Below are 23825 nucleotides of genomic sequence, written 5' to 3' on the forward strand. Positions count from 1 at the left end.
ATGGCTTATATTACAATGAAAATAATAGATGATGCTATTCATGGGAAAGGATTTATAAAAATTATAACGCTAAGTCCTTACTTTAGTGTTAGGTTGTAACTAAAAAATGCAAATTTTGTTTGTAAATCGACCTTGATCTAAACTTTCTAATGGCAAATTGAATAACACTTGAGTGAATTCATTGCAAAAAGCACTTTTACTTGTGGTAGTGAAAAAAGTATGGACCTTGCAGAAATGCTAAGGATCATACTTTTTTTATGTATCAAGAATAAAAAGAACCATTATCCTGACATAATATTAAGAAGAGAATTGACAATAGAAAGAAGTATGTATGGGGGGGTTAATTTGAAAGCATCCTTATTCGTAACTTGCATTGCCGATATGATGTACGCAGACGTTGGTAAAAGTGTAGTTCAGGTATTGAGACGTAACGGGGTAGAGCTTGACTTTCCAGAGGGACAAACTTGTTGTGGCCAACCTGCCTTCTCGAGTGGGTATTATAAAGAAACTGCGATTGTAGCAAAAAAGATGATTGAGGTTTTCGAAAATAGTGAGAAGGTGGTTATTCCCTCTGGTTCTTGCGCGGCAATGATACATCATGGTTATCCGATTCTATTTGAAAATGATCCAAAGTGGAAAAAACGAGCAGAAGAATTTGTTGCTAAAACCTATGAGTTTTCACAATTCATCGTTGATATCCTTGGTATAACTGATGTAGGGGCCACTTTCAGCAAGAAAGTAACTTATCACTCTAGCTGTCACATGAGTCGAATACTAGGTGTAGAAGAACAGCCTAAAATACTGCTTAAAAACGTAAAAGGAATTGATTTTATCGACCTACCTTTTGCCTATGATTGTTGCGGATTTGGAGGAACTTTTTCTATGAAAATGGCGGACATTTCGGCTGCGATTGTCGAAGAAAAGGTTGATAACATCATCTCGACTGGTGCTGAGGTATTGGCTGGATCTGATTTGACCTGTCTAATGAATATAGGCGGCCGTCTAAGTCGCCGGGGTGTTCCCATTAAAGTTATGCATTTAGCACAAGTACTGGATCAGGGAGGTGGTAAAAATGCATATTGAACCGAGTTTTCGCAAGCGTTACCACAAAGCATTAAGTGATACAGCAATGTTAAAAGCCGTGAAAAATGGCACAGGACGTCTAAGAGGACAGCGGGCTACGGCAATTGAAGCAGTGGGGGCGGAGCGCTGGATGGAGTTTCGCAATCGAGCAGAGGCTATTCGTATGCATGTAATCCAGCACCTGGATCAATACTTAGAACAGCTTATTGATAATGTACTTAAAAAAGGTGGTCATGTGTGCCTTGCTAAAACTGGCGAGGAGGCCGTCCAGTATATTTCCGAACTGGCTAAGAAGAAGAATGCGAAATCCATTCTAAAATCTAAGTCAATGGTGTCAGAAGAAATTCACCTGAATCCGGCACTGGAAAAGCAAGGGTGTAAAGTAATCGAATCTGACTTAGGAGAATGGATTATTCAGCTGGCAGGTGAAACACCATCCCATATCATAGCACCGGCTATGCATAAAAATAGATTTCAGGTGGCAGATCTCTTTAATGCAGTTAGTGATGAAAAAATTCCCACCGAAATTGCCGATCTATGCGGATTCGCCAGAAAATATTTGCGGGAAAAGTTCTTGGGGATTGATATTGGGATTACTGGCTGTAATTTCGCGTTAGCGGATTCGGGTGCTATAACACTTTGTACCAATGAAGGCAATGCTCGTATTATATCCGCGTTATCTCCAACATTGGTTACTATCATGGGAATGGAGCGGATTCTACCTGGATTAGAAGAGCTTACAGTTATGCTTTCCTTACTAGCGCGTAGCGCTACTGGGCAAAAATTAACAGTTTATAATACACTTTCTACGGGTGTGCGAAAGGCAGAAGAACTCGACGGTCCTCAGGAATTTCATTTGGTCATTGTCGACAACGGCCGCTCTAAACAGTTAGGAACAAAATATGAAAAAATTCTTAACTGTATTCGCTGCGGATCTTGTTTAAATGCTTGTCCGGTTTATCGAAATATTGGTGGACATGCTTATGGCTGGGTGTATCCAGGGCCAATTGGAGCGGTGTTATCTCCTTTGTATCAAGGCATGGATAAATATGGTGAACTGGCGTATGCTACAACACTTTGTGGTGCGTGCACCTTTGCCTGTCCGGTTAAAATTCCTTTACATGATATGCTCTATGCACTGCGGAACGACAAGGTGGAGCTTGAAAAGAAAGGAGAACTTGCCGAAGATATAGCCTACAAAGGTTGGAGTGCTACTTTTGCAAGTATGAGCCGCTATCGTTTCTCAATACGAATGGCTAGGCGGTTTCAGTTCCCTCTAGTCAAGGCGGAGAAAATTGCCTTTGGTCCACCGCCAATTTCTGATTGGTTAAAGCATCGCGATATGCCCGCTCTTCCGAATAAATTCTTCCATGAAATATGGCCGGAGATGAACAAAGACAGAAAGGAGTAGAAAAATGGCACAAGGAGTATTAACTGGTAATCGCGAAGCGTTTTTTTCCACCATACGCCAAAATATAAAAACGCCACCTGGTGGGAAAGCCCCACGCGTTGAGAACCCAATGAATGGTTTATTTACTCAGCGCCAAACAAATATTGAAGAACGCCGAGAGCTACGAGAAAGGTTTATCCATGAGTGGACTACATTGGGCGGGAAAGCTTTTAGTATTAAAAATCAAACGGAACTTGGACAAGTTATTAAACAAATTATTCAAGAGAGACAGCTTCATAGGGCAATGCGTTGGGATCATCCTGAACTGGAAAAACTAAAATTAGAAGACATCTTTGCAGATACGCAGGCATCCTTATCACGGTGGCCGTTAGAAAAAAATTATAGTGACTGGATTGGCAAAGCAGCTGCCATGGAAGCCGGCATTGTTTGGGGAGATATGGTGATGGCCGAAACAGGTACCCTTGTATTACCAGCGGCATCTCCCGGTCAGCCTGCATCGATATCTGTATTACCACTTACCCTTATTGCCATCTTTACAACCGCTCAATTAGTGGATGGATTTGCCGGAGTGGTCAAAACCTTTAAAGAGCGGTACGGAACCGATCTACCTACCACAACTACCTTTATTTCTGGTCCTAGCCGTACTACTGATATCGAAATGGTTTTAACCATTGGCGTTCATGGCTCAAGGTTTGTTTATGCTTTGATTTTAGATGAAGGAACGTAAACTACATCACCTTTTACGACAAGAAATGGACTGATCCTTAGGAAATGCGAGGATTAGGCCATTTTTTTTTGCGGAATCAGAAAGTATAACACTTCCTTGATTCCAAGTAAGAACGACTAAGGATTCTGCCTGCGCCTGAGGACTTGGCCTAAGCCAAGTCTTTTCTTATGGTATCAGAATTTATAAGTTTCTAGTCAAAAAGATTGAACCACAAAGACACAATGCCGCTATCGCGGCACACAAAAAAGATGGGAATGAAATGGATAGAACCCCTTTGTGACCTTTGTGTCTTTGTGGTTCAAAAAGGATAGAAAAAGGACTAGGAGAAAGCTTACAGGGAAGGTTTGTCAATATAAGAAAACTATGATAGTATATTACAATTAACAATAACGAATGGAGAAAAATGAATTATGAATGATTTGCCAAATTGCCCAAAATGTAATTCTGAATACACATACGAAGATGGAAATCTTCTTGTTTGTCCAGAATGTGCTCATGAGTGGACTTTAAAATTAGAAAGCGAAAATAGTGAAGATAAACAAGTTGTCAAAGATGCAAATGGAAATGTCTTAAATGATGGTGATTCTGTAACCATAATCAAAGATCTTAAAGTAAAAGGAAGTTCATCAGCTTTAAAGGTAGGTACGAAAGTAAAAAGCATACGTTTGGTTGATGGAGATCATAATATCGATTGCCATATTGATGGCTTTGGAGCTATGAAATTAAAATCTGAGTTTGTTAAAAAGGCATAACACTTCATCCTTGCTGCAGATTTAAGTCCAATTCCCTTTCTCTGGATAGGAATTGGACTTTTTTTACTATACTGCTGCATTAAATATTCGCTAATTAATTACAGAATAATATTGAGTAAAGGAGCCAAACATGCAAACTAAATCAACTCGTTCGGCTTGGGTGCTAATGATAAGTTCTGCGGCAATTCTAGCAATCACTATGGGGGTCAGGCAGTCAACTGGACTTTTCGTCTCACCGATAAATGCGTCTACAGGATTGGGCATTGTTTCCATTAGCTTTGCCCTTGCTGTGGGGCAGTTCGTCTGGGGCTTAGCTCAGCCTATATTCGGTGCCATCGCTGATAAAAAGGGTTCCTATGGTGTTCTTATAGCGGGAGCCTTTATACTTGCAGGGGGATTGGCTTTGACACCTTTCGTAAATTCGGAATGGTCGCTCATATTAACTATGGGTATTTTAAGTGCGGCAGGTGCAGGGGCGGGAAGTTTCTCAATATTGATTGGTGCCACTTCTCGGCAGCTGCCTCTCGAGAAACGTGCTTTTGCTGGCGGTTTTATCAATGCAGGAGGTTCTTTCGGTCAGTTTATTTTTGCACCCTTATTACAAGGAATTATTAGTGGCTTTGGCTGGGTCGCTGCCATGCTCACCATGGCGGTAACAACACTCCTTACCATCCCCATGGCCTCATTATTGCGAGGTGACTTACCAACAGATAAGAGTGTTGCTTCTACTTCTGGACAGCCTACGGGAGGGTTAGTGCAGCAAGTTCGTCAAGCTATGAAGAATCCAAGCTACTTATGTCTGCATGCAGGATTTTTTACATGCGGCTTTCATATTGCATTCTTGGTAACCCACCTGCCTGGGGAAGTTGCTTTATGTGGTCATTCAGCAAGTGTATCTGCTGCTTCATTGGCTATCATCGGCTTGTTCAATATAGCGGGTAGCTTATTTGCTGGATCCCTTGGTTCACGATATCGGATGAAATACATACTTGCCGTGATGTACGGCAGTCGTGCTGTGATGATTGGATTATATCTTATGGCACCAAAAACGCCTTTGACTTTCTATATTTTTGCTGCTTCTCTAGGATTTACCTGGCTAGCGACAGTACCACCAACCGCTGGTCTAGTTGGGAAACTTTTCGGTACGAAATACTTGGCTACACTTTTTGGTTTAACACTTCTGACCCACCAAATTGGAGGTTTCTTGGGTGCATGGCTCGGGGGACTTGCTATGGCTCATGATGGTAACTATCTATGGATGTGGTACGCAGATATTATATTGGCATCCGCGGCAGCACTGGTTAACCTTCCAATACGAGAGGAAAAACTAATTCAGTCTGCTTAACAAGTTTTTACTTTTTCCATTCATATTTGAAATTGCATATAAAGAGTAAAACAGCTATTTGTCCAAATGAACAAATAGCTGTTTTACTCTTTGTAGAAGCCTTGGGCGGATCTTTCTTATTTAGGCACTAATGATTATATTTGATAGTATGTAATAAGAATTTTACTGATAGGTATTAATACTTTCATTTTATTTTCAGAATACTAGTTTATACTTAGATGCTATGAAGGGAAAGTGATAGTATGATAGATAGAAAATTATGGATTAATATCGCAATAATTTTATGTGTTTCCTGGTTAATTAGCTTTTTTTATTTGGGTAATTTACCGTTATTAGATCCGGATGAACCGGTTTATGCCGAAACTGCACTAGAAATGATACAAAATCAAGACTTTATCTCCCCAAGGATTTATGGTGAGTTTTGGTATGATAAACCGCCAATGTACTATTGGCTCGTGGCGGGAGCATTTAAAGTATTTGGTGCTAGCGAATTTGCCGCACGGTTTCCCTCTGCGTTACTGGCAGCATTAGGATCGGTTTTACTATATCTAGCGGGGCGTAAACTTTTCAATGATCGCGCCGGACTACTCTCAGCATTAGTCCTTGCTACTAGCTTGGAATATTTTTACCTGAGTAAGGCCGCCGTTACAGATATTACTCTGACCTTTTTCCTTACAGGGGCATTGCTTGCTTTTCTTCTTAGAAAAAACTACTTATTTTATGCTTGCGCTGCACTCGCTGTTGTTACCAAAGGACCTATTGGTGTAGTTTTCTGTGGGGCAATTGTAGGTCTGTACTTATTACTCACAGGTAACATTGGGCTGCTAAAACGTATGAAACTATTTAGTGGTGGAGTATTGTTTAGTGCGATCGCGGTACCTTGGTACTGGATCATGTATTATTACCACGGCATGGATTTTGTGGACACATTCCTAGGCTTTCATAATGTGACGCGATTTTTGCAGCCTGAGCATCAGTCAGGCGTTTTATGGTATTATTACATCCCCGTACTAATTATTGGCTTTTTCCCCTGGACTGCATTTTTGACCCAGGCGTTTATTGGGGGATTGAGAAATAAGGGGCAAGAAAAGAATTACACCATATTTCTAGTTATCTGGGCTTCGGTTGTATTCTTATTCTTTAGCGTGTCACAAACTAAGCTGGTTTCTTATATCTTACCAATGTATCCTCCTTTAGCATTATTGGTCGGTTGGTATTTTGATAAAGCTTGGAGGGAAAAACGTAGTAGCGTTTTGAAATGGTCTAGTATGATTTTCGCAATCCTAGTTGTTGCTCTCGAAGCTGGGTTGTTTAAGGCAGGAGGGGTTTTAGCGGCTCAATTAGTTCCACTAGTAAAAATAACGGCAATTATTCTTTTTCTGCTTGTTGCTTCTATATGGTGGCTAAGTTATCGTAGTAATTTTCGGGGTGTCATTGTAGCCAATATTATCGGTATGATATTTTTCACCGCATTTCTAGTAACACAAATGCTTCCTGTTCTGGCACCTAGTCTTGCGGTGAAGGATCTTGTTAATGATTTTAAACAGTACTACGACGGACAGTCTCCCGTATATGTCGCAAAATTTTACCGCCCGGGTTTTATGTTTTATAGTGGCATGCCGGGTATCGAATTGAAGTCAGATGAGTTACAGAAAGCAGTACAAGACAAGGCAGGTAAATCCTATTTCATTGCGCAAAAGAAATATTACGAGAATTTGCCACCGTCAATTCAGGGCAAGATAAAGTTGTTAACAATTGTTGAAGATAAAGCCCTTTTTGTCTACGAAGCTAATTAGGAAATAGTGTTGACATTCGAATTGCTATCGCCTAGAATATATGAAAATATATCCCTTGGGTAGTTATGGCAAAAGGAGAAGTTCATATGCGTGTATTACTTGCCGAAGATGATGCTAAGCTTGGAAGGTTAATTAAACATATGTTGGAGAAATCGGTGGCGCAGGTCGACTGGGTTTTGCGTGGTGATATAGCTATCGATTATGCGCTTCACTCTCCCTATGACGTAATTATTATGGATTGGATGATGCCTGGTCAAACAGGACTCGAAGTATGTGATCATCTGCGAAAACAAAACTATCATGGAGCTATATTAATGCTTACAGCCAAAGATGCTGTAAGCGATCGAGTTCTAGGATTGGATACAGGGGCGGACGACTATCTTGTCAAACCTTTTGAATTCACAGAACTATTTGCAAGAGTTCGTGCCCTGTCTCGACGTAGTGGATTAAAAATAAAAGAAGAAATATTACAAGTAGGTAGCCTTGTCTTAAATCGTACCACTCGTAGTGTGCATCGTGGAGATACTGAAATACAACTTACTGCGAGGGAGTTTCAAGTACTGGATTTACTAATGCACAATAGCGGACAGGTAGTACCTAGGGAAGTCATCTTAGATCGGATATGGGGGCTAGAGGCAAACGTATCATCCAATAATCTTGATGCCTATGTTCGGCTGCTCCGAAAAAAAATCAGTCTTGCCGAAGATGATGATGTAGAGTTACAAAACATTAGGGGTATCGGATTCAAATTGGAGGCTCATAATGTTTTCTGAAATACGTAATCGTTTAACGCTGCTTTATACGGTAGTTATGGCAGTCTTTCTTCTAGCATTTATTGCAGTAAGTGATGCTGGGGTTGTTTGGGTGCTTCATCATGAAGAACAACAAGATATACGGTCTTTTGCCGAAGAAGAAGCAAAAGAGCATATAATGATGCTCAAACAAAAAAAGAATAAAATAGAGTTAAAAGAAGGAAACAATATCGATGCTATGGGTGGAAAAATTTTCTTTTATGTGTTTGATGATAGAGGACAACTTATTGATACCAATGAACCAGCTGTGAAAATGCGCCCCAAAGTTCAGGAGATTATTAGCAACTGGAATGTAGCAGATGGCGAAGGAACAATTAGGAAATTCTATCTCCCAGAAGGGGAACGAGTCATCCTAATTATGTGCAGTATGAAGATCTACGACGGAGAAGATTTTCTCGGCAACGTTTTTGTTGGTGAAGACATTACGGCCTATTATGCACTACTTAAGACATTACTGATTGTATTAATTGTAATTGCCATCTTATTTCTGCTTGTTGCCACTTTCATAGGACATTTATTAGCAGGGCGAGCAATCATTCCGATCAAGCAATCGTTTGTAAGGCAACGTGAATTTGTCGCAGATGCTTCGCATGAATTACGTACTCCTCTTAGCATACTATTGAGTTCCGTCGAGGTTGTCCAGACGGATGACAGTAGCCACCTTTCCTCCTTCTCTACTCAAGTATTGGATGATATGAAAAGCGAAGTGAAACGGATGTCAAAAATGGTTTCTGATTTACTGACTCTTGCACGAGCCGATGCAGGGGCAGCCAATATTATTAAAGAAAGATTTGATTTATATAGTGTTACTGAACAGGTTATTCGCTCATTTCAGCCAGTGGCCGATGAAAAGGGATTGGAGCTGGGATTGGACAGTGGTGAGGAAATGGTGATTTTCGCCGACAAGGAGAGAATCAACCAATTGCTATTGATTTTGCTTGATAATGCGATAAAGTACACTCCAACTAGAGGTCGGGTAGATGTGTTGCTAAGAAGGGTGGCAGGGGCAAAACCAGGTATTAGCATTACTGTGCGGGATCAGGGTGTAGGTATTTCTGATACGCACAAAAGCTTAATTTTCGATCGATTCTACAGGGTAGATAAAGTAAGATCGAGAGAAGAAGGCGGTACAGGGATTGGTTTGTCCATCGCTAAATGGATAGTGGATGCCCATGGTGGGACGATAAAAGTGGAAAGCGCGCCAGAAGAAGGAAGTACATTCATCGTCAATTTACCGAGTTAATATTATTATGTAAAGAAAGACCTCAACACGTACGTTGAGGTCTTTCAGTTTGTGGAATCACGACTAAGGCTTCTGCCTGCGTCTGAGGACTTGGCCTAAGCCAAGTCTTTTCTTATGATATGATTTACGAATCCTGACTAGTAAATCCTATGTAGCCGTAAGTGTCTTTTGCAGGCCCGACCGGTGAAGCACTTTCTTCTTCATCAAGTTTATTTTCATCTCTATGGGCATTGTTTGAAGTTTTAACCTTGGTAGATGCCTTATTTGCGAAAGTATTTTTCTCTTGGTAAGTTACCTTTTGCCTATAACTCAAAATTGTCACTTCCCGTATTATTTAATGAACCATGAAATCTAAACTTATTTGTATAACCTTTATATAGATTTTTATTACCTCAAGTTAGCTTTATCCAATGTACCATAAATATATACATGTAAAAGGATCTATCTCTTTATATGGAAAAAATGTCCTACTAAATTCTAAAGAATCTAGTAGGACATTTTTGTTTAATTCGATTTATTGTATTTTGATACCAAAGTATTCTTTGGCATTGTCAAAGCAAATATTTTGTACCATTGTGCCGAGAAGTTCAAAGTCATTAGGTGCTTCACCAGACTCTACCCATTCCCCAATGATGTTACAAAGAATCCGTCTAAAATATTCATGTCTCGTATAGGAAAGGAAACTTCTTGAATCAGTAAGCATGCCGACAAAGAGACTCAGAAGGCCTAGATTTGACAAGGAGATAATTTGTTTTGTCATGCCGTCCTTTTGATCATTAAACCACCATCCAGAACCAACTTGAATCTTGCCTGGAATCCCGCCGCCTTGGAAGCAGCCTATGATTGTCCCCAAGATTTCGTTATCGCGAGGATTTAGACAATATAAAATTGTCTTTGGCAGCTCATCGGTATCGTCTAATTTATCAAGAAATTTTGAAAGAGCTTCAGCGAAAGTATAATCTGCAATTGCATCAAAGCCGGTATCTGGTCCGAGTAGTCTCATCATTCGTTTGCTGTTATTTCTGATGGTACCGATATGGATCTGCATGGTCCAATTCAAACGGGTATACTGTTTTCCAAGATAGACCATAACTTCAGTTTTATATTTCTTTATCTCAGATTCGGTAAGTTGTTCTCCTTTCAACGCTTTTTGCAGGATAGAGGTAATCTCCTCTTCCGTACCTTCCTCAAAAACAATAGGATCTAAGGCATGATCAGAAACTCTGCAACCAACTTCATGGAAGAAATCCAAGCGTTGTTTTAAAGCCTCTTTCAGACTAGCAAAAGTTTGAATGTCTTGACCAACAACGTTACTAAGTCTTTCGATCCATTCTACGAAACCTGCTTTATCGATATTAAAGCTCTTATCAGGTCTAAATGCAGGGAGTACCTTTACATCAAAAGTTTTATCCTTAGCTAATGCAATATGGTCCTCGAGGGAATCCGCAGGATCATCGGTAGTGCAAATCACCTTTACATTCGAACGTTTGATAAGTTCTCGTGCAGTAAACTCATCTTTTGCCAGCATTTCATTACATTTTTCCCAGATTACTTCAGCAGTTTTGGGTGAAAGTAGTTCATTTATGCCAAAGAATCTTTTCAGTTCTAGATGAGTCCAATGATACAAAGGATTGCCGATGCATTTTGGCATTGTCTCGGCCCATTTGATAAACTTTTCTTTATCAGGTGCAGCTCCTGTTATATACTTTTCATCAACACCATTACTTCGCATAGCACGCCACTTGTAATGATCGCCGCCAAGCCATATTTCAGTAATATTTCGGTATCTCTTATTGTCTTTAATTTCTTTCGGATTTAGATGACAGTGGTAATCAAAAATTGGCATATCCTTTGCGTAATCATGGTAAAGTTTTTCTGCAGTTTTATTGGTTAATAAAAAGTCTTCATCCATAAAAGGTTTCATACGTCTTCCTCCAATATATTTTTTTCTAAAAGTTATATAATTCTTATTATTCTATATAATGTTGAAAAATCCTTGTTACTTAATTAAATAAATTAACTAACGTATAATTAAAAAGATAGTTCATTAAATGGATAATATGGCTTAAGGGTTAAATATCACTGATTTTACCGCTATATCTATTATAATCTAAAGGAAGAAGATTTATTGGTAATTTTACTTGTCATATAAATGTCATATTTTTCTTGTATTATTATTAATATAAACTGCTTATAGTGATTTTTAATGCCACTATTGGTAAATTAGTTGGAGGTAATTATGAATAGTGCAATGTCTACGACTACATATCGAAGTCCAATATTATCAACCTGCGATATTGGAAAGTACAAATATAGGATTGTTGTGAATTGTAATCAAGAAAATACAGGAATGACAGGTGGGCGCATTAACGTTGAGAAATGCCCTCTAGATATGAATGATGTATGGGAAAATGTTGAACGGGACACGGTAGAGCATAAAGCCGTAATACAATATGGATTGTTTAGTAAGATGAGATCTGAATGTGGTTTGTAACTCAAAACTCCTGCGAGGTAATTTCACCTTGCAGGAGTTTTGATTGTTACATTAGGTTGATCCCCATTTTTCGTAGTTTGCGATTAGGTTTGAAATATACGGTATTGTAGCTGCATCAATTTGTGTAGGCGATATTGGTTGTTCATGTTGCTGTAAGGCATGTAAACCTTGGGCACTGATTTCAACAATATCTAAATTTTGCGGTTTAGTCCTTGAATAAAAATTGCGTTTATTTTTATTATATTGATAATCTTTATATGCAATCATATCATGATTCGCTACTTGAAGATATCGAGCATTAATTTGCTTAATGGGGGATACTTTATAGAAGTCTTCCATTTATACCACACCTTTCAGGGGAATTACTTAAAATTACCAAGTTTAGAATAATATAAAAGTATGGCAAAACCATGACAATCTCTTTTAAACTTGCTTAAAAAATATAGTTGTGGTGTAATATATAAATACTAAGACATAGGAGTGAATTGACATGGCAGGTAAAGTTATGGTATCCTACACTACTCGTATTGAACAATCTCTTTCAGATAGACTTAAAGAACATAGTACTAGGACAGATGTTTCAATTACAAAGATTATCAATAAGGCTTTAGAGGATTATCTCGATAAAGTCGAAACAACAAAGTAAATTCGACTAATAAAGAAACTAGCAGACTTTAATAGAATGCTAGTTTCTTTGTTATTATTGAAATATCGATGGCTAATTTTTCTTGAAAATTACACTATAGCGGTCTTTACCTACAAGAGGAGGACATAATTTGATGCATTTATTTTTAAATTCTCGGATATGGCTTTTTACATATGTTTTTTGGAACATAGTAACTTTTTTCTTGATTATGTTAGATAAGAAACGTGCGCGACAACAATATTGGCGCATCAGAGAACGTACCTTATTTCTTTGTGCCTTATTTTTTGGTGCAACAGGTATACTTATAGGTATGTATATGTTTCGTCATAAGACGCGTCATTGGAGTTTTATCATAGGTATACCCTTTCTATTGATAATTAATGCCACCTGTTGTTACTTCATTTACCGATGGGGAGGTGCTCTCAGTCAGTGATTCAAAGTATGTGGGAAAGCGATTTGGAGGGGGAACCAATGATTGAACTGGTGCGAGAAATTGAACCTAAATTGATTCAGCGTTTAGTTCAGTTAGAAAAAGAAGCTTTTGGCGAAGGTGGAATGAATGCGTGGCATCTTGTACCGCTAATTCGGCATGGGCGTGTCTATATTTTAGAAAAAGAGTTAGAAGTTATTGGACTCATTCAGTATATGCTGGATTAGGATAGTCCCCAAAAAGCTTATATGGTCGGAGTTTCAATATCCAAGGACTTTCAGGGGCTAGGTCTAGGGACTGAATTACTTAAGAAGAGCTTAAAAGCTTTATATAGGGAAAACATTGAAAAAGTGGAATTAACAGTGGGTCGAAATAATGTTGCAGCAGTTAAAATTTATGAGAGCAAATTAGGATTCAAGGTGACGGATTGCCGGAAAGACGAGTATGGTGAAGGCGAAGATAGATTGGTAATGGTCCTATCGTTAGCTGACTTTGCAAATAACGACGAGTGCAGAGTTGATCAAAAAAGGTGAAAGTATAATAAGATAAATTTGTAGACCTCAAAATGGCTAGAAAAATTCAATTAATAGTTTTAAGGCTCAACATGTAATGGATAATTGTATGTTGAGCCCTTTTGACATACAAAGTTTTCAATTGATTTTTGAACAAATGGTCACTTGACATTAGATACTAAATGTACATGAGGAGTTGATAAACAATAATGAGTTAGAATCTGATATTTTAACACGGGTATACTATACAATGGAATCATCATCGAATTGGTTTACACTTTATTGAGTCAATTAAAGGAGGGGTTATTTTAGTGAAAAAAGTTAAGTTACCGAACAGACCATTCGGACCATTTCCTACTATGCTTGTTGGCGTGGATGTTAATGGTAAGCCTAATTACGTTACAATTGGTGCATGTGGTGTCGTGAGCCTTGAGAGTGTACTATATATATCATTAAAAAATACCCATCACTCGACTTTAGGAGTCAGAGAAAATGGGTATTTCAGTGTTAATATACCTTCAACAGATATGGTGCAAAAAACAGATTACTGCGGTGTTGTATCAGGAAAAACCATAGACAAGTCAAAATTATTTACGTCTTTTTACGATGACATTGGAAAAGCGCCCATGATCAGGGAATGCCCGATGAATATACTTTGCAAAGTCATTAATAGTGTGCCGATGTTTGGATTTGAAATGTTCTTCGGGGAAATTGTGGCTGTGTATGGAAATGAAGAATGTATAACTGAAGATAAACTAGATCCTTTAAAAGTCAACCCGATCATTATGATGGGGACGAGTTATTTTAGTTTGGGGCAAGCAGTAGGCCAGGTATTTAAAGAGGGGGTAGAATTTAGAAAATCACAAAATGAATAGGGCGTTTTATATATTTATTATTGCGCGGTAACCTTACTGTTTTGTTTTGTCTGCCATTCTTCGGCATATATATCTGCCGCATCTCTGCTAGGTGGCAAATCGAAGGCGGCTTCCATTATTTTCCGCGCAATAGGTGCTGCTGAGTCGGATCCAAAACCACCTTGTTCTACGATAACGGCGATTGCAATGGTTGGATTGTCATAAGGACCGTACGCGACAAACCATCCGTGATCATCTCCATGGGGATTTTCTGCTGTACTCGTTTTTCCGGCAATCGGCACAGGAAAGCCTTCGAATATGTATCCAGCAGTACCAGAGGGGGTAACAACATCACGCAGACCCGTTCGAATGGCAGTTAACGTAGAAGGCGACATGGGGACAGTACCTAACTCTTCCGGTTCAAAAGTTTGTAGAACTTGACCGTCTGGTGAGACCATTTTACTTACCAAGTACGGACGATAGCGATGGCCGCCATTGGCAGCTATACTGGTTACTACAGCCATTTGGATCGGTGTTGCTAAATTAAATCCTTGTCCAATTGCGGCATCGAAGGTTTCGGAAATAACCCAATCTTCATCGTATACCTTTTTCTTATACCGCTGGTTTGCAACCAGTCCGTCATCCTCATCAGGTAAATTGATGCCAGTGACTGCTCCAAGGCCAAATTTACGAGCCCATTGTTCTAGCGTATCAATACCTAAGCGATTTCCTAATTCGTAGAAGTAGACGTTATCTGATTTGGCAAGAGCTACTCTGAAATCAATCCAACCCAGAGCGGCATTGTGGGAATTCCCTTTTGCAGGTGCTAATCTGTGCCTGCCAGCATCAAAAATCTTTTCTTCTGGGGTTATTTTCCCAGTCTCTAAGGCAGCAGTTCCAGTAACAATCTTGAATGCAGAGCCGGGGGGATATGATGCACCAATGGTTCTATTTTGCATTGGATTATTTGGATTATCATTAATCTCTTTCCAGTCCTTCGCAGAAATACCACCATTAAATTTATTTGGATCAAATGTTGGGCGACTTACCATTGCAAGTATTTCTCCCGTTTGGGGATTCATTACGACGGCAGCAGCAGCTTTTGCTTCAGGATTACCCAACTTATCTTGGAGGTATTTTAAACGTTCATCCATAGCCTTTTCAGCTGCTCGCTGGATTTTAGCATTAATCGTTAGAATAAGATCGTTTCCCGCGATAGGCTGTTTTTTGCCAAGCATTTGTACAGGCTTGCCTGAAACATTAACCTCTACTTGAGCTCCGCCGTCTACACCACGCAGTTCCTTATCCCATACTTGCTCTAGCCCCGTTTTTCCCAGCATGTCTCCGGATTTATAGCCGTTTGCTTTTCCATTTGCCAATTGAGAATCACTAATTTCACCAACATATCCGAAGGTATGAGCACCGAGTTCATTATATATGTAGCTTCTTACTGCTTGAACCTCAATGACTACACCAGGAAGATCTTCTCGACGTTCTTCAATTTTAGTGATAATTTCAGGTCCAACATCAGATTTGATTCTTGTTGGTAGAAGAGGATTACCTTGTTGGCTCATTTTCTTTTGAATATCTTCTGGATTCATTCCGAGTATTTCGGCTAGTCTTACAATAACTTCCCTAGGAATAGGCCCTTTGATTGGTACGAGAGAAATAGAAAAACCAGGTCGATTATTTACCAAAGGTACGCCATTCCTATCGTAAAAAGTACCCCTAGGAGCTGTAATTGGTAGCAGTCGTATTCGGTTATTCTCGGCCTTCTGTTTGAACTCCTCGCCATGAAGAGCTTGTAGCCACACTAGTCTACTGAGCAGAGCAATAAAGATAGAAACGATAATAAATGTGAGTACGTTGAGGCGTTGACTAGTAGATCCTTTTGTCACGAGTACCAACCTTTCATTTAACCGAATAAATACGATCACAAACCTAAGAAACGAGAAATTAAGGTGGTACTAGAAATAGGTGGGAGTACTATTTCTGAGTATTAGTAATAATAACTTAACATAATATATTTAGTTTACCAAAGAATATCACTAACAGCAATGTAGAACATATTGGTAATTTTAACGTTTCATCCAATTCAAGAAAAGTAGTCCTTTGGATGTAATGCGGCTACCCCGTCTACCTACTTGCGAATCAACTAGCCCCAGCTCACTAAGTACTGACAGCATCCGTCTGATTTCGCTTTCCGTAGCATTTATCAAGGATGCGGCACATTGATTTTCCAGAGCTTTTCTTCCGATGCCAAGGGCATGGTGAGAAAGGTTAGTAAGTATTTGAAGAATTTTTTCACAGTCGCAGCGATTCGTTAAATATGTAAGTTCTTGATTAAAATCAGTTTGGGTATCCAATATATATGCAGGCAAATTGTCAAGATCTACAACATCAGTTGTCGTTAATGAAATATATGCCACTGCATTGGTTAACTCCCGAATATTGCCTGGCCACTTGTAATTCAGTAACATACTTGCAGCTTGCGAAGTCAGAGTAATATTTTTATTATGATAATTTTTCATTAATAAATGAAATAAGTGGATGACATCCTCGGGGCGTTCCCTAAGCGGTGGGACGACGATGGGGAGGACATTCAGACGGTAAAATAAGTCCTGGCGAAAAGTTCCCTTTTGTATTTCGGCTTGTAGATCTTTATTAGTGGCTGCGATCACTCGGTGATCTACGTCGATTACCCTTTGGGATCCGACACGCATAACCTGACGTTCTTGGAGTACCCTTAGTAGCCGTACTTGCACCGATGGAGGCATGTCTCCTACCTCGTCTAAAAAAATAGTACCATTGTTAGCCTGCTCGAATAAACCTGATTTCCCCTCTTTGATTGCACCAGTGAAAGAACCTGCCTCATAACCAAATAGTTCACTTTCCAGTAAGTTTTCAGGAAAGGAGGCGCAATTGATAGCCACAAATGGGTATATCGATCGGGGAGAAGCATCATGAATAGCATGAGCCATAAGTTCTTTGCCGGTACCACTTTCCCCTGTAATGAGTACCGTTAAATTTGTTGGAGCGATTCGCTTAGCAAATTTGATGCATTCCTCCATCTTAGCCGATTTAGTTTGAATACTTGCAAAAGAATAGCGGGTTACTAAGCCTTTATCCCGTAACTTCTTTGAAAGACTTTTTTCCAAATGGCGAATATGGGTTACTTCTTGAAAGTCATAATATATTCCGGCCGGTTCACCGAGGTGTTCGATTTTACTATTGTTTACAAGCAATGATCGTTCCTTGAACTCAATTAATTCGTTAGTATAAATGTTTTGGCTTGAATTAGGGAGCAAAGAATCGGAAATTACATGAGAGAGGTGCTTCCCAATAATATTGTCGTCAACTTCGAATATTTCACTGAATTTCTTATTGTATAGCAATATGAAATGATCCTTATCAGTTAGTAAAATCCCATCATGAGAAAGATTAACAATGGTGTCCAGTTGAATGTTTTTCATAAAAAGATCTTTATATTGATTTTGAACGCCGCTATCCATTGTAACGATTCTTTCTGAATATTTGATAAGGCGTCGGCTTGTTTCGTGTGAATCAATATTAAAATGATTTAAGATTGTCAGAAATGTAGAAATATCAATGCAGCGATGACCTACGTCGATGACTACTTTAACATGAGGAGGAACTGTATTAGCTTCTCCTAGGGTAATTGCAATATTGATATCAAGAAATTCTTTGGCACTATCATGAGGGACGAGGTTTAGGTGAGTAATACCGATCTGATATAAAAAAGCCACTGCGTCACTGGTCGTTTCCAAGGAATCGTTCACTACAAGTACGTTAGTCCCCTTAGGGATAGCAGTAATTTTATAAATCTCACTACTAGGAAGAGAACGACGTAAAACGATAATACGGCTATTGGCAGAAATATAATTTCGGGCTTTCATCGCGTGGCTCTGAGCTGTAACAACAACAATGTCATCGTTGATGGTATCGCCAGGGTTAAAATGGGATACATAGTAATTATTTATGGTTACATAGTCCCTAAATACTTCTTCTAAATTGCTTTGGATAAATTCATTAAGGTTGGATGGAACTAGAGTAAGGATGCCAATTGTTTTCATGTCTATTTTAATCCTCCCCATTATATGAGAATTCTTCTATAATTTCGATCTACCCAGTGTTAGGGTTAAAAGAATTAGCTGAGAATCGATTTCCATTTTATCACAATCATTAGTTTTTGTACTGAGATTTATCTAAAAATTATGAAAATAGTTATAAAAAAAGACCTAATTGGCTAATAAATAGGTGAGGTTAAATGCCTATTACTCCTATTAAGACCCAGCTTAAATTAATAAAAGGGATAATTCCTTTTTGACAGTTACCTAATCTTATGTTAGGCAACTGTCTTTTTATTGTAAGGTTTTACCTGGTAATTACTGGATTATATGACTTTTATTCAAGTTAACAAGGGGGGGTAAAATTATTTTTCGCATAAATGAATTGGTATTTTTCTTTTGGCACAGTAGTTGCAATATAAATAAATAGCGGTCTATATTGAATATTCTAAAAATTTTATCGTGTATTCGAGATAGACTCATTTCTAAAAAGGAGGGTAGATCGTTTACTGCAAGATAGCGAATCTAAAACTATTCTTAGGGGGGATAAGCATGTCTGAACTTACGGGGAAAAAATTAACATTAATTCCGCTAGTTCTAATGATCTTTACATCGGTATTTGGCTTTACCAATATACCTCGATCCTTCTATCTCATGGGTTATAGTGCGATTCCATGGTATGTTCTTTCCGCGTGTACTTTTTTCATTCCTTTTGCGTATATGATGGCTGAATATGGTGCTGCCTTTAAAAAAGAAAAGGGTGGGATCTATTCATGGATGGAAAAGTCAGTTGGAGCTAAGTATGCCTTCGTGGGTACCTTTATGTGGTATGCGTCCTACGTTGTCTGGATGGTTAACATTAGCTCCTCTATTTGGATTCCTTTCTCTAACTTTCTTTTTGGCTCTGATATGACATCTACTTGGACAATCTTCGGATTAAAAGCAACACAAACGTTAGGACTCTTAGGAATTATGTGGATTTTATCAGTAACCTTTATTGCGACAAAAGGATTAGACAAAATCACAAAATTCACTTCCATAGGTGGTACTGCCGTTGCACTACTTAATATTGTATTACTACTAGGAGCAATTACCGTATTTATTGCAAATGGAGGACAATTTGCCGAAGCAGTGAATGCGGATGCTTTTACTAATTCCCCTAGTCCTAAATATCAATCATCTATTTCGATTTTATCATTCTTAGTATTCGCTCTTTTCGCTTACGGCGGTATCGAAGCTGTTGGCGGGCTGGTTGATGAAACAGAGCACCCAGAAAAGAACTTTCCAAAGGGAATCATCTTTTCTGCTGGGATTATAGTAATTGGCTATTCTGTAGGAATCTTTCTTTGTGGGATATTTAGCAATTGGAATGAAGTATTATCTTCAAAAGACGTCCACATGGGTAATGTTGCCTACATACTTATGAAGAATCTTGGATATCAACTAGGCCATAGTATGGGTTTTGATAATGGGATTTCCTTATCATTAGGGATGTGGATGGCGCGGTTGGTTGGATTTTCTATGTTTTTAGCCCTTACTGGTGCTTTTTTCACACTGTGCTATGCACCCTTGAAACAAATCATTGAAGGTACTCCGACTAAATTGTGGCCTGGGAAAATGGGTGAGGCTACAAATGGAATGCCAATTAATGCGATGTGGATTCAATGCTATATGATAATTGCTTTTATTTTGCTAATTACTTTTGGTGGCGAGGGAGCATCTAAATTCTTCAATAAACTGATACTTATGACTAACGTAGCCATGACTCTACCATACATGTTTTTATCTGGTGCCTTTGCTCCTTTTAAGAAAAAAACTCAGATAGATAAACCTTTTGAAGTATTTAAAACTTACAATAGCGCCTTGATTGCTAGCGTTGTTGTTACTTTAACGGTTGGCTTTGCTAACATATTCACCATCATTGAACCAGCAATAAATGGTGATGTCGAATCTACGATTTGGTGTATTGTAGGGCCGTTATTCTTTAGTATATTGGCATTGATTATGTATTCTCGTTATGAAAAAAGAGAAGTATTGGAAGAAACAATCTCACTCAAACAATAATATCTAATGATTATGCTCTAGTCGGTCAGACCTCCTGAAAAGCAGCAAATATCATTCAATTTTAGGTCTAAATTACTTATAAGGGAGAAATTTTCATGAAAAAAAATATAGTAATTATTGGTACAGGGGGTACCATTGCTGGCAAAGCTTCCTGTTCCACAGAAACGCTTTGCTATACAGCGGCAATGGTATCAATTAATAACCTAATTCAGGAGGTTCCAGAAATACAGAGTATCGCAAACGTAACTGGTGAACAACTATCGCAAGTCGATAGTGGTGATATGACATGTGAATTATGGCTAACATTAGTTAAGCGTATTAACGAAATTCTTGCTACCAGTGATGTGGATGGGATCGTGATTACTCACGGCACTGATACACTTGAAGAAACCGCCTATTTATTACATTTGGTAATCAAAAGTGAAAAACCTGTCGTTCTGGTAGGAGCCATGCGCCCTTTTTCTGCCATGAGCGCCGATGGGCCAATGAATCTTTATAAAGCAGTGACCTTGGCAGCAAGTAATGCGGCAATCGGAAAAGGTGTACTAGTTTCACTAAACAATACGATTAACTGCGGTCGCGAGGTGACGAAGACAAACACGTTATTGCAGGATAGTTTTCAATCTCCCGATATCGGGTATTTGGGTTATTTACAAGGGAGTGAACCCCATTTTTATCGACTTCCTGCACGTAAACATACGATCAATTCGGGATTTGATGTAACAAAGCTGACAGAGTTACCTCAAGTTGAGATTATTTATGGTTATTTAAATAGCAGCCCATTGCTAGCGGAGGCTGCCGTAGCAGCAGGAGCCAAAGGGATTGTTTATGCTGGATTAGGGAATGGCAGTATGTCAAAAGACGTGAGAGATGCACTTTCAATTCTTGCAAAGCAAGGCATTGTTATAGTTAGGAGTACTCGAGTGGCAAGTGGAATCGTTACTCGAAATGGGGCAGTAGATGATGATCTTTATAATTTTGTTGCATCGGATACTTTAAGTCCGCAAAAAGCAAGAATTCTTCTTATGTTGGCTCTAACAAAAACAAATAACTCTAACGAAATACAACGAATGTTTTGGGACTACTAAAAAAATAGAGAATAAAGGGAGAGAATAATATGAGAAAAAAATTACTTAAATCCTTAATTTTAGGATCCTTAATGAGCATTTCAGCAACGGCTTTTGCCGCCAATCCTTTTGAACTTGTTCCGACGAGTAACTGGACTTACGATGCAATTGACAAACTTGTTCAAGCTGGTGTTTATGAAGGCTATAGGGACATGAATTTTAGTAAACAGCAAACTTTTACCCGTTATGAATTGGCCACTTTTGTAGGCAAGGCAATGGCAAATCAAAATAAGGCGGATACAGAACAAAAAGCCACTATTAATAAATTAGCCGCAGAATTTAAGGTTGAATTAGGTAATCTTGGAGTTTATTCCTTGGCAACTGCACCATCTACTGCACCATCTGCTGCACCTGCTGTTGCCCCTGTTGATAAAGTTAAGATTTCTGGTGATACTCGTTTTCGTTATGAGTATACAAAAAGTAGAAAATATTCGGATGACGTCAATTTTAGAACACGATTTAACGTTGATGTTGACATGAACGAAAATTGGAAGTTTAGTACTCGATTTGTTAATAGCAACAACATTACTGCATTTGACGGTAATGACGACAGTGGAAGTTCGACTACAAAAATAGATTTATCTTTTGTAAAAGGTACCGTTGGTGATGTTGGTGTAGCCTTCGGTAGATTACCGCTAGCATTGGGGAAAGGTTTGCTAGTAGATACCGATAAGAATTGGGATGGGGCTAAGTTTAATTTTGGCGACAAGATCAAAACTCAGATCGGTTATGCACGAGCAGCGGATAAGAAAAAGTACTTTTTTACCGATGTCACAACTAATTTGACCAAAGATTTAGACGTTACTGCATCCTATATAAAGGATTCTGACTATAAAACAACTGCTGCTCAATATAAGGCTTGGACAGCTGGGTTTGGCTACAACGGGTTTACAAATGTTGCAGTCGTTGGTGAATATGGCAAAAACAATGTTAAAAATGCCAAAGCATGGATGACAGGTCTGACATTTAGGCAGGCTGACCGTAAAAAAGTAGGCTCTTGGGATGTAGGCGTAATTTATAGAAAGGCAGCGCCAGGCTTTGATCCACAATACTGGAGTACGGCAGATGCCACCTATGCTATGGATGTTAATGCCATGAATGATATTCAAGGCATTGAGTACGCTGTAGATTATGTTCCTGTAAAAGGCGCAATACTTCATGTAAGTTATGGTGCCATGAAAAATTATGCCGGAAATGATAGCAATGATCGACAATATTTTATCAGTAACCTTAGCTATAAATTCTAGTGAAATTTACGTTACATAAAGAGCCAGATGCTCTTACGTAACCTAGAGGAGGGGTTATTTTGGATCAGAGAATTAGAACGTTAGCCAAAAACTTAATTGGTTATTCGACCAATCTACAAAAGGGTGAGAAAATTTTAATTGAAATGTTTGATGATGGATTACCATTGACGAAGGCTTTGGTAGAAGAGGTATACCAGGTAGGGGGAATTCCTTTTGTTACGGTAAAAAACAATAAAGTAATCAGGGAACTATTGAAAGAGGCTACCGTTGATCAGTTGACCATGATTGCAGAATGGGAAGCAGCACGTATGAACAGTATGGATGCTTATATCGGTATTAGAGCTGCAGAGAATAGCAGTGAGCTAGCTGATATTTCATCAGAAAAAATACAGCTTTACCAAAAATACTGGAACAAACCAGTGCACACAGATATCCGTGTGCCAAAAACCAAATGGTGTGTTCTTCGCTACCCTAATAATGCTATGGCTCAGCTAGCAAATACTAGTTTAGAAGCTTTTGAAGACTTTTATTTCAATGTATGCAATCTGAACTATGGCAAAATGGCGCAAGCAATGGACCCTCTGATTGAATTAATCCATAAGACTGACAAAGTGCGTATCATTGGCCCTGGTACCGATCTGAATTTTTCAGTAAAAGGCATTCCAGCAATAAAATGTTCAGGTAATATGAATATCCCAGATGGTGAAGTATATACTGCACCGGTAAAAGATTCAATAAACGGCTATCTTTCCTATAACACCCCTTCTATTCAAGGTGGTTTTACTTACGAGAATATCCGCTTTGAGTTTACCAATGGAAAAATTGAAAAAGCCACTGCAAATGATACCGAAAAAATTAATAAACTATTGGATACGGATGAGGGAGCTCGCTATATAGGTGAGTTTGCTTTAGGTGTAAATCCCTACATTACAACTCCAATGAAAGATACACTATTTGATGAAAAAATAAAGGGGAGTTTTCACTTCACTCCAGGGAATGCGTATGATAATGCCTTCAATGGCAATAAATCTGCTATACACTGGGATCTAGTATGTATTCAGACTCCCGAGTACGGCGGTGGCGAAATATGGTTTGATGGCCGACTTATTCGTAAAGATGGAATTTTCGTTGTTGCAGAACTAGAAGGTCTAAATCCAGAAAAACTTATCTAAAAACATCTCCTAATTGCACAGG

At 38.8% G+C, this 23825-nt stretch carries 22 protein-coding genes and 1 pseudogene; 18 read left to right on the forward strand and 5 right to left on the reverse strand.

Annotated elements, in window-relative coordinates; all coding sequences use genetic code 11:
* Positions 1–345 precede the first annotated feature (345 nt).
* From QSJ81_RS07620 to QSJ81_RS07655, 8 genes are all read left to right on the forward strand, one after another.
* On the forward strand, positions 346–1083 hold the full coding sequence (locus QSJ81_RS07620) for a (Fe-S)-binding protein (RefSeq protein WP_285716811.1): 738 nt from the start codon (positions 346–348) through the stop codon (positions 1081–1083).
* Positions 1073–2494: a LutB/LldF family L-lactate oxidation iron-sulfur protein gene (locus QSJ81_RS07625; RefSeq protein ID WP_285716812.1), complete on the forward strand. Its 1422-nt coding sequence runs from the start codon at positions 1073–1075 to the stop codon at positions 2492–2494. The genes QSJ81_RS07620 and QSJ81_RS07625 overlap by 11 nt, the downstream gene beginning before the upstream one ends.
* A gap of 4 nt (positions 2495–2498) precedes the next feature.
* The gene (locus tag QSJ81_RS07630) at positions 2499–3221 is read left to right on the forward strand and encodes a LutC/YkgG family protein (protein ID WP_285716813.1); all 723 of its coding nucleotides are present in this window, start codon (positions 2499–2501) and stop codon (positions 3219–3221) included.
* 410 nt (positions 3222–3631) lie between these two features.
* On the forward strand, positions 3632–3973 hold the full coding sequence (locus QSJ81_RS07635; protein WP_285716814.1) for a zinc ribbon domain-containing protein YjdM: 342 nt from the start codon (positions 3632–3634) through the stop codon (positions 3971–3973).
* 130 nt (positions 3974–4103) lie between these two features.
* A complete protein-coding gene (locus tag QSJ81_RS07640; protein WP_285716815.1) occupies positions 4104–5318 on the forward strand; it encodes an MFS transporter in 1215 nt (404 codons plus the stop codon).
* 242 nt (positions 5319–5560) lie between these two features.
* The gene (locus tag QSJ81_RS07645) at positions 5561–7114 is read left to right on the forward strand and encodes an ArnT family glycosyltransferase (protein ID WP_285716816.1); all 1554 of its coding nucleotides are present in this window, start codon (positions 5561–5563) and stop codon (positions 7112–7114) included.
* Positions 7115–7200: 86 nt separating this feature from the next.
* Positions 7201–7887 carry a response regulator transcription factor gene (locus QSJ81_RS07650; RefSeq protein ID WP_285716817.1) on the forward strand — a complete coding sequence of 229 codons (687 nt, stop codon included), beginning with the start codon at positions 7201–7203 and terminating at the stop codon, positions 7885–7887.
* Positions 7877–9169, forward strand: a complete 1293-nt coding sequence (locus tag QSJ81_RS07655; protein WP_285716818.1) for a sensor histidine kinase — start codon at positions 7877–7879, stop codon at positions 9167–9169. Before QSJ81_RS07650 ends, QSJ81_RS07655 begins: the two co-directional genes overlap by 11 nt.
* A gap of 124 nt (positions 9170–9293) precedes the next feature.
* Here QSJ81_RS07655 and QSJ81_RS07660 read toward each other — a convergent pair whose 3' ends face one another.
* The gene (locus QSJ81_RS07660; RefSeq protein ID WP_285716819.1) at positions 9294–9482 is read right to left on the reverse strand and encodes a hypothetical protein; all 189 of its coding nucleotides are present in this window, start codon (positions 9480–9482) and stop codon (positions 9294–9296) included.
* Between the two features lie 201 nt (positions 9483–9683).
* Positions 9684–11093 carry a glucuronate isomerase gene (gene uxaC / locus QSJ81_RS07665; RefSeq protein WP_285716820.1) on the reverse strand — a complete coding sequence of 470 codons (1410 nt, stop codon included), beginning with the start codon at positions 11091–11093 and terminating at the stop codon, positions 9684–9686.
* A gap of 315 nt (positions 11094–11408) precedes the next feature.
* Between uxaC and QSJ81_RS07670 the strand changes: the two genes are divergently transcribed.
* Positions 11409–11663, forward strand: a complete 255-nt coding sequence (locus QSJ81_RS07670) for a hypothetical protein (RefSeq protein WP_285716821.1) — start codon at positions 11409–11411, stop codon at positions 11661–11663.
* 51 nt (positions 11664–11714) lie between these two features.
* Here the strand turns inward: QSJ81_RS07670 and QSJ81_RS07675 are convergent, their stop codons facing one another.
* Positions 11715–12002 (reverse strand): hypothetical protein, encoded by a 288-nt coding sequence (locus tag QSJ81_RS07675; protein ID WP_285716822.1) that lies wholly within the window; start codon positions 12000–12002, stop codon positions 11715–11717.
* Positions 12003–12153: 151 nt separating this feature from the next.
* Here QSJ81_RS07675 and QSJ81_RS07680 point away from each other — a divergent pair, with 151 nt between their 5' ends.
* The 5 genes and pseudogenes from QSJ81_RS07680 to QSJ81_RS07700 all read left to right on the forward strand — a co-directional run bounded on the left by QSJ81_RS07680 (position 12154) and on the right by QSJ81_RS07700 (position 14126).
* Positions 12154–12309, forward strand: a complete 156-nt coding sequence (locus QSJ81_RS07680) for a ribbon-helix-helix domain-containing protein (RefSeq protein WP_285716823.1) — start codon at positions 12154–12156, stop codon at positions 12307–12309.
* Between the two features lie 133 nt (positions 12310–12442).
* Positions 12443–12742 (forward strand): DUF1294 domain-containing protein, encoded by a 300-nt coding sequence (locus QSJ81_RS07685; RefSeq protein WP_285717204.1) that lies wholly within the window; start codon positions 12443–12445, stop codon positions 12740–12742.
* Positions 12739–12966, forward strand: coding sequence for a hypothetical protein (locus QSJ81_RS07690; protein ID WP_285716824.1), 228 nt, complete (start codon positions 12739–12741; stop codon positions 12964–12966). Before QSJ81_RS07685 ends, QSJ81_RS07690 begins: the two co-directional genes overlap by 4 nt.
* 18 nt (positions 12967–12984) lie before the next feature.
* Positions 12985–13272, forward strand: a pseudogene (locus QSJ81_RS07695) (GNAT family N-acetyltransferase); the annotation flags it as partial.
* A gap of 290 nt (positions 13273–13562) precedes the next feature.
* Positions 13563–14126 carry a flavin reductase family protein gene (locus tag QSJ81_RS07700; RefSeq protein ID WP_285716825.1) on the forward strand — a complete coding sequence of 188 codons (564 nt, stop codon included), beginning with the start codon at positions 13563–13565 and terminating at the stop codon, positions 14124–14126.
* A 17-nt stretch (positions 14127–14143) separates the two neighbouring features.
* On the opposite strand, the gene mrdA is transcribed toward QSJ81_RS07700, so the two are convergent.
* Entirely contained in the window at positions 14144–16003 is a 1860-nt protein-coding gene (mrdA, locus tag QSJ81_RS07705; protein WP_285716826.1) for a penicillin-binding protein 2, read from the reverse strand.
* Between the two features lie 180 nt (positions 16004–16183).
* Positions 16184–18199, reverse strand: coding sequence for a sigma-54 interaction domain-containing protein (locus QSJ81_RS07710; protein ID WP_285716827.1), 2016 nt, complete (start codon positions 18197–18199; stop codon positions 16184–16186).
* Between the two features lie 546 nt (positions 18200–18745).
* On the opposite strand from QSJ81_RS07710, the gene yjeM reads away from it, so the two are divergent.
* The 4 genes from yjeM to QSJ81_RS07730 all read left to right on the forward strand — a co-directional run bounded on the left by yjeM (position 18746) and on the right by QSJ81_RS07730 (position 23803).
* Entirely contained in the window at positions 18746–20257 is a 1512-nt protein-coding gene (gene yjeM, locus QSJ81_RS07715) for a glutamate/gamma-aminobutyrate family transporter YjeM (RefSeq protein ID WP_285716828.1), read from the forward strand.
* A 95-nt stretch (positions 20258–20352) separates the two neighbouring features.
* Positions 20353–21345 (forward strand): type II asparaginase, encoded by a 993-nt coding sequence (locus tag QSJ81_RS07720; RefSeq protein WP_285716829.1) that lies wholly within the window; start codon positions 20353–20355, stop codon positions 21343–21345.
* A 29-nt stretch (positions 21346–21374) separates the two neighbouring features.
* The gene (locus tag QSJ81_RS07725) at positions 21375–22631 is read left to right on the forward strand and encodes an S-layer homology domain-containing protein (protein WP_285716830.1); all 1257 of its coding nucleotides are present in this window, start codon (positions 21375–21377) and stop codon (positions 22629–22631) included.
* Between the two features lie 59 nt (positions 22632–22690).
* On the forward strand, positions 22691–23803 hold the full coding sequence (locus QSJ81_RS07730) for an aminopeptidase (RefSeq protein ID WP_285716831.1): 1113 nt from the start codon (positions 22691–22693) through the stop codon (positions 23801–23803).
* Positions 23804–23825: the final 22 nt, after the last annotated feature.

The sequence above is a fragment of the Pelosinus sp. IPA-1 genome (genome assembly GCF_030269905.1).
In the GTDB taxonomy this organism is placed as follows: Bacteria; Bacillota; Negativicutes; order DSM-13327; family DSM-13327; genus Pelosinus.

Coding starts and splice junctions, on each gene's coding strand:
- QSJ81_RS07710 (WP_285716827.1), bottom strand. CDS start 18,199: ATGAAAACAATTGGCATCCTTACTCTAGTTCCATCCAACCTTAATGAA.
- QSJ81_RS07640 (WP_285716815.1), top strand. CDS start 4,104: ATGCAAACTAAATCAACTCGTTCGGCTTGGGTGCTAATGATAAGTTCT.
- QSJ81_RS07685 (WP_285717204.1), top strand. CDS start 12,443: ATGCATTTATTTTTAAATTCTCGGATATGGCTTTTTACATATGTTTTT.
- QSJ81_RS07680 (WP_285716823.1), top strand. CDS start 12,154: ATGGCAGGTAAAGTTATGGTATCCTACACTACTCGTATTGAACAATCT.
- QSJ81_RS07675 (WP_285716822.1), bottom strand. CDS start 12,002: ATGGAAGACTTCTATAAAGTATCCCCCATTAAGCAAATTAATGCTCGA.
- uxaC (WP_285716820.1), bottom strand. CDS start 11,093: ATGAAACCTTTTATGGATGAAGACTTTTTATTAACCAATAAAACTGCA.
- QSJ81_RS07720 (WP_285716829.1), top strand. CDS start 20,353: ATGAAAAAAAATATAGTAATTATTGGTACAGGGGGTACCATTGCTGGC.
- QSJ81_RS07625 (WP_285716812.1), top strand. CDS start 1,073: ATGCATATTGAACCGAGTTTTCGCAAGCGTTACCACAAAGCATTAAGT.
- QSJ81_RS07650 (WP_285716817.1), top strand. CDS start 7,201: ATGCGTGTATTACTTGCCGAAGATGATGCTAAGCTTGGAAGGTTAATT.
- QSJ81_RS07645 (WP_285716816.1), top strand. CDS start 5,561: ATGATAGATAGAAAATTATGGATTAATATCGCAATAATTTTATGTGTT.
- QSJ81_RS07635 (WP_285716814.1), top strand. CDS start 3,632: ATGAATGATTTGCCAAATTGCCCAAAATGTAATTCTGAATACACATAC.
- QSJ81_RS07630 (WP_285716813.1), top strand. CDS start 2,499: ATGGCACAAGGAGTATTAACTGGTAATCGCGAAGCGTTTTTTTCCACC.
- yjeM (WP_285716828.1), top strand. CDS start 18,746: ATGTCTGAACTTACGGGGAAAAAATTAACATTAATTCCGCTAGTTCTA.
- QSJ81_RS07670 (WP_285716821.1), top strand. CDS start 11,409: ATGAATAGTGCAATGTCTACGACTACATATCGAAGTCCAATATTATCA.
- QSJ81_RS07655 (WP_285716818.1), top strand. CDS start 7,877: ATGTTTTCTGAAATACGTAATCGTTTAACGCTGCTTTATACGGTAGTT.
- QSJ81_RS07725 (WP_285716830.1), top strand. CDS start 21,375: ATGAGAAAAAAATTACTTAAATCCTTAATTTTAGGATCCTTAATGAGC.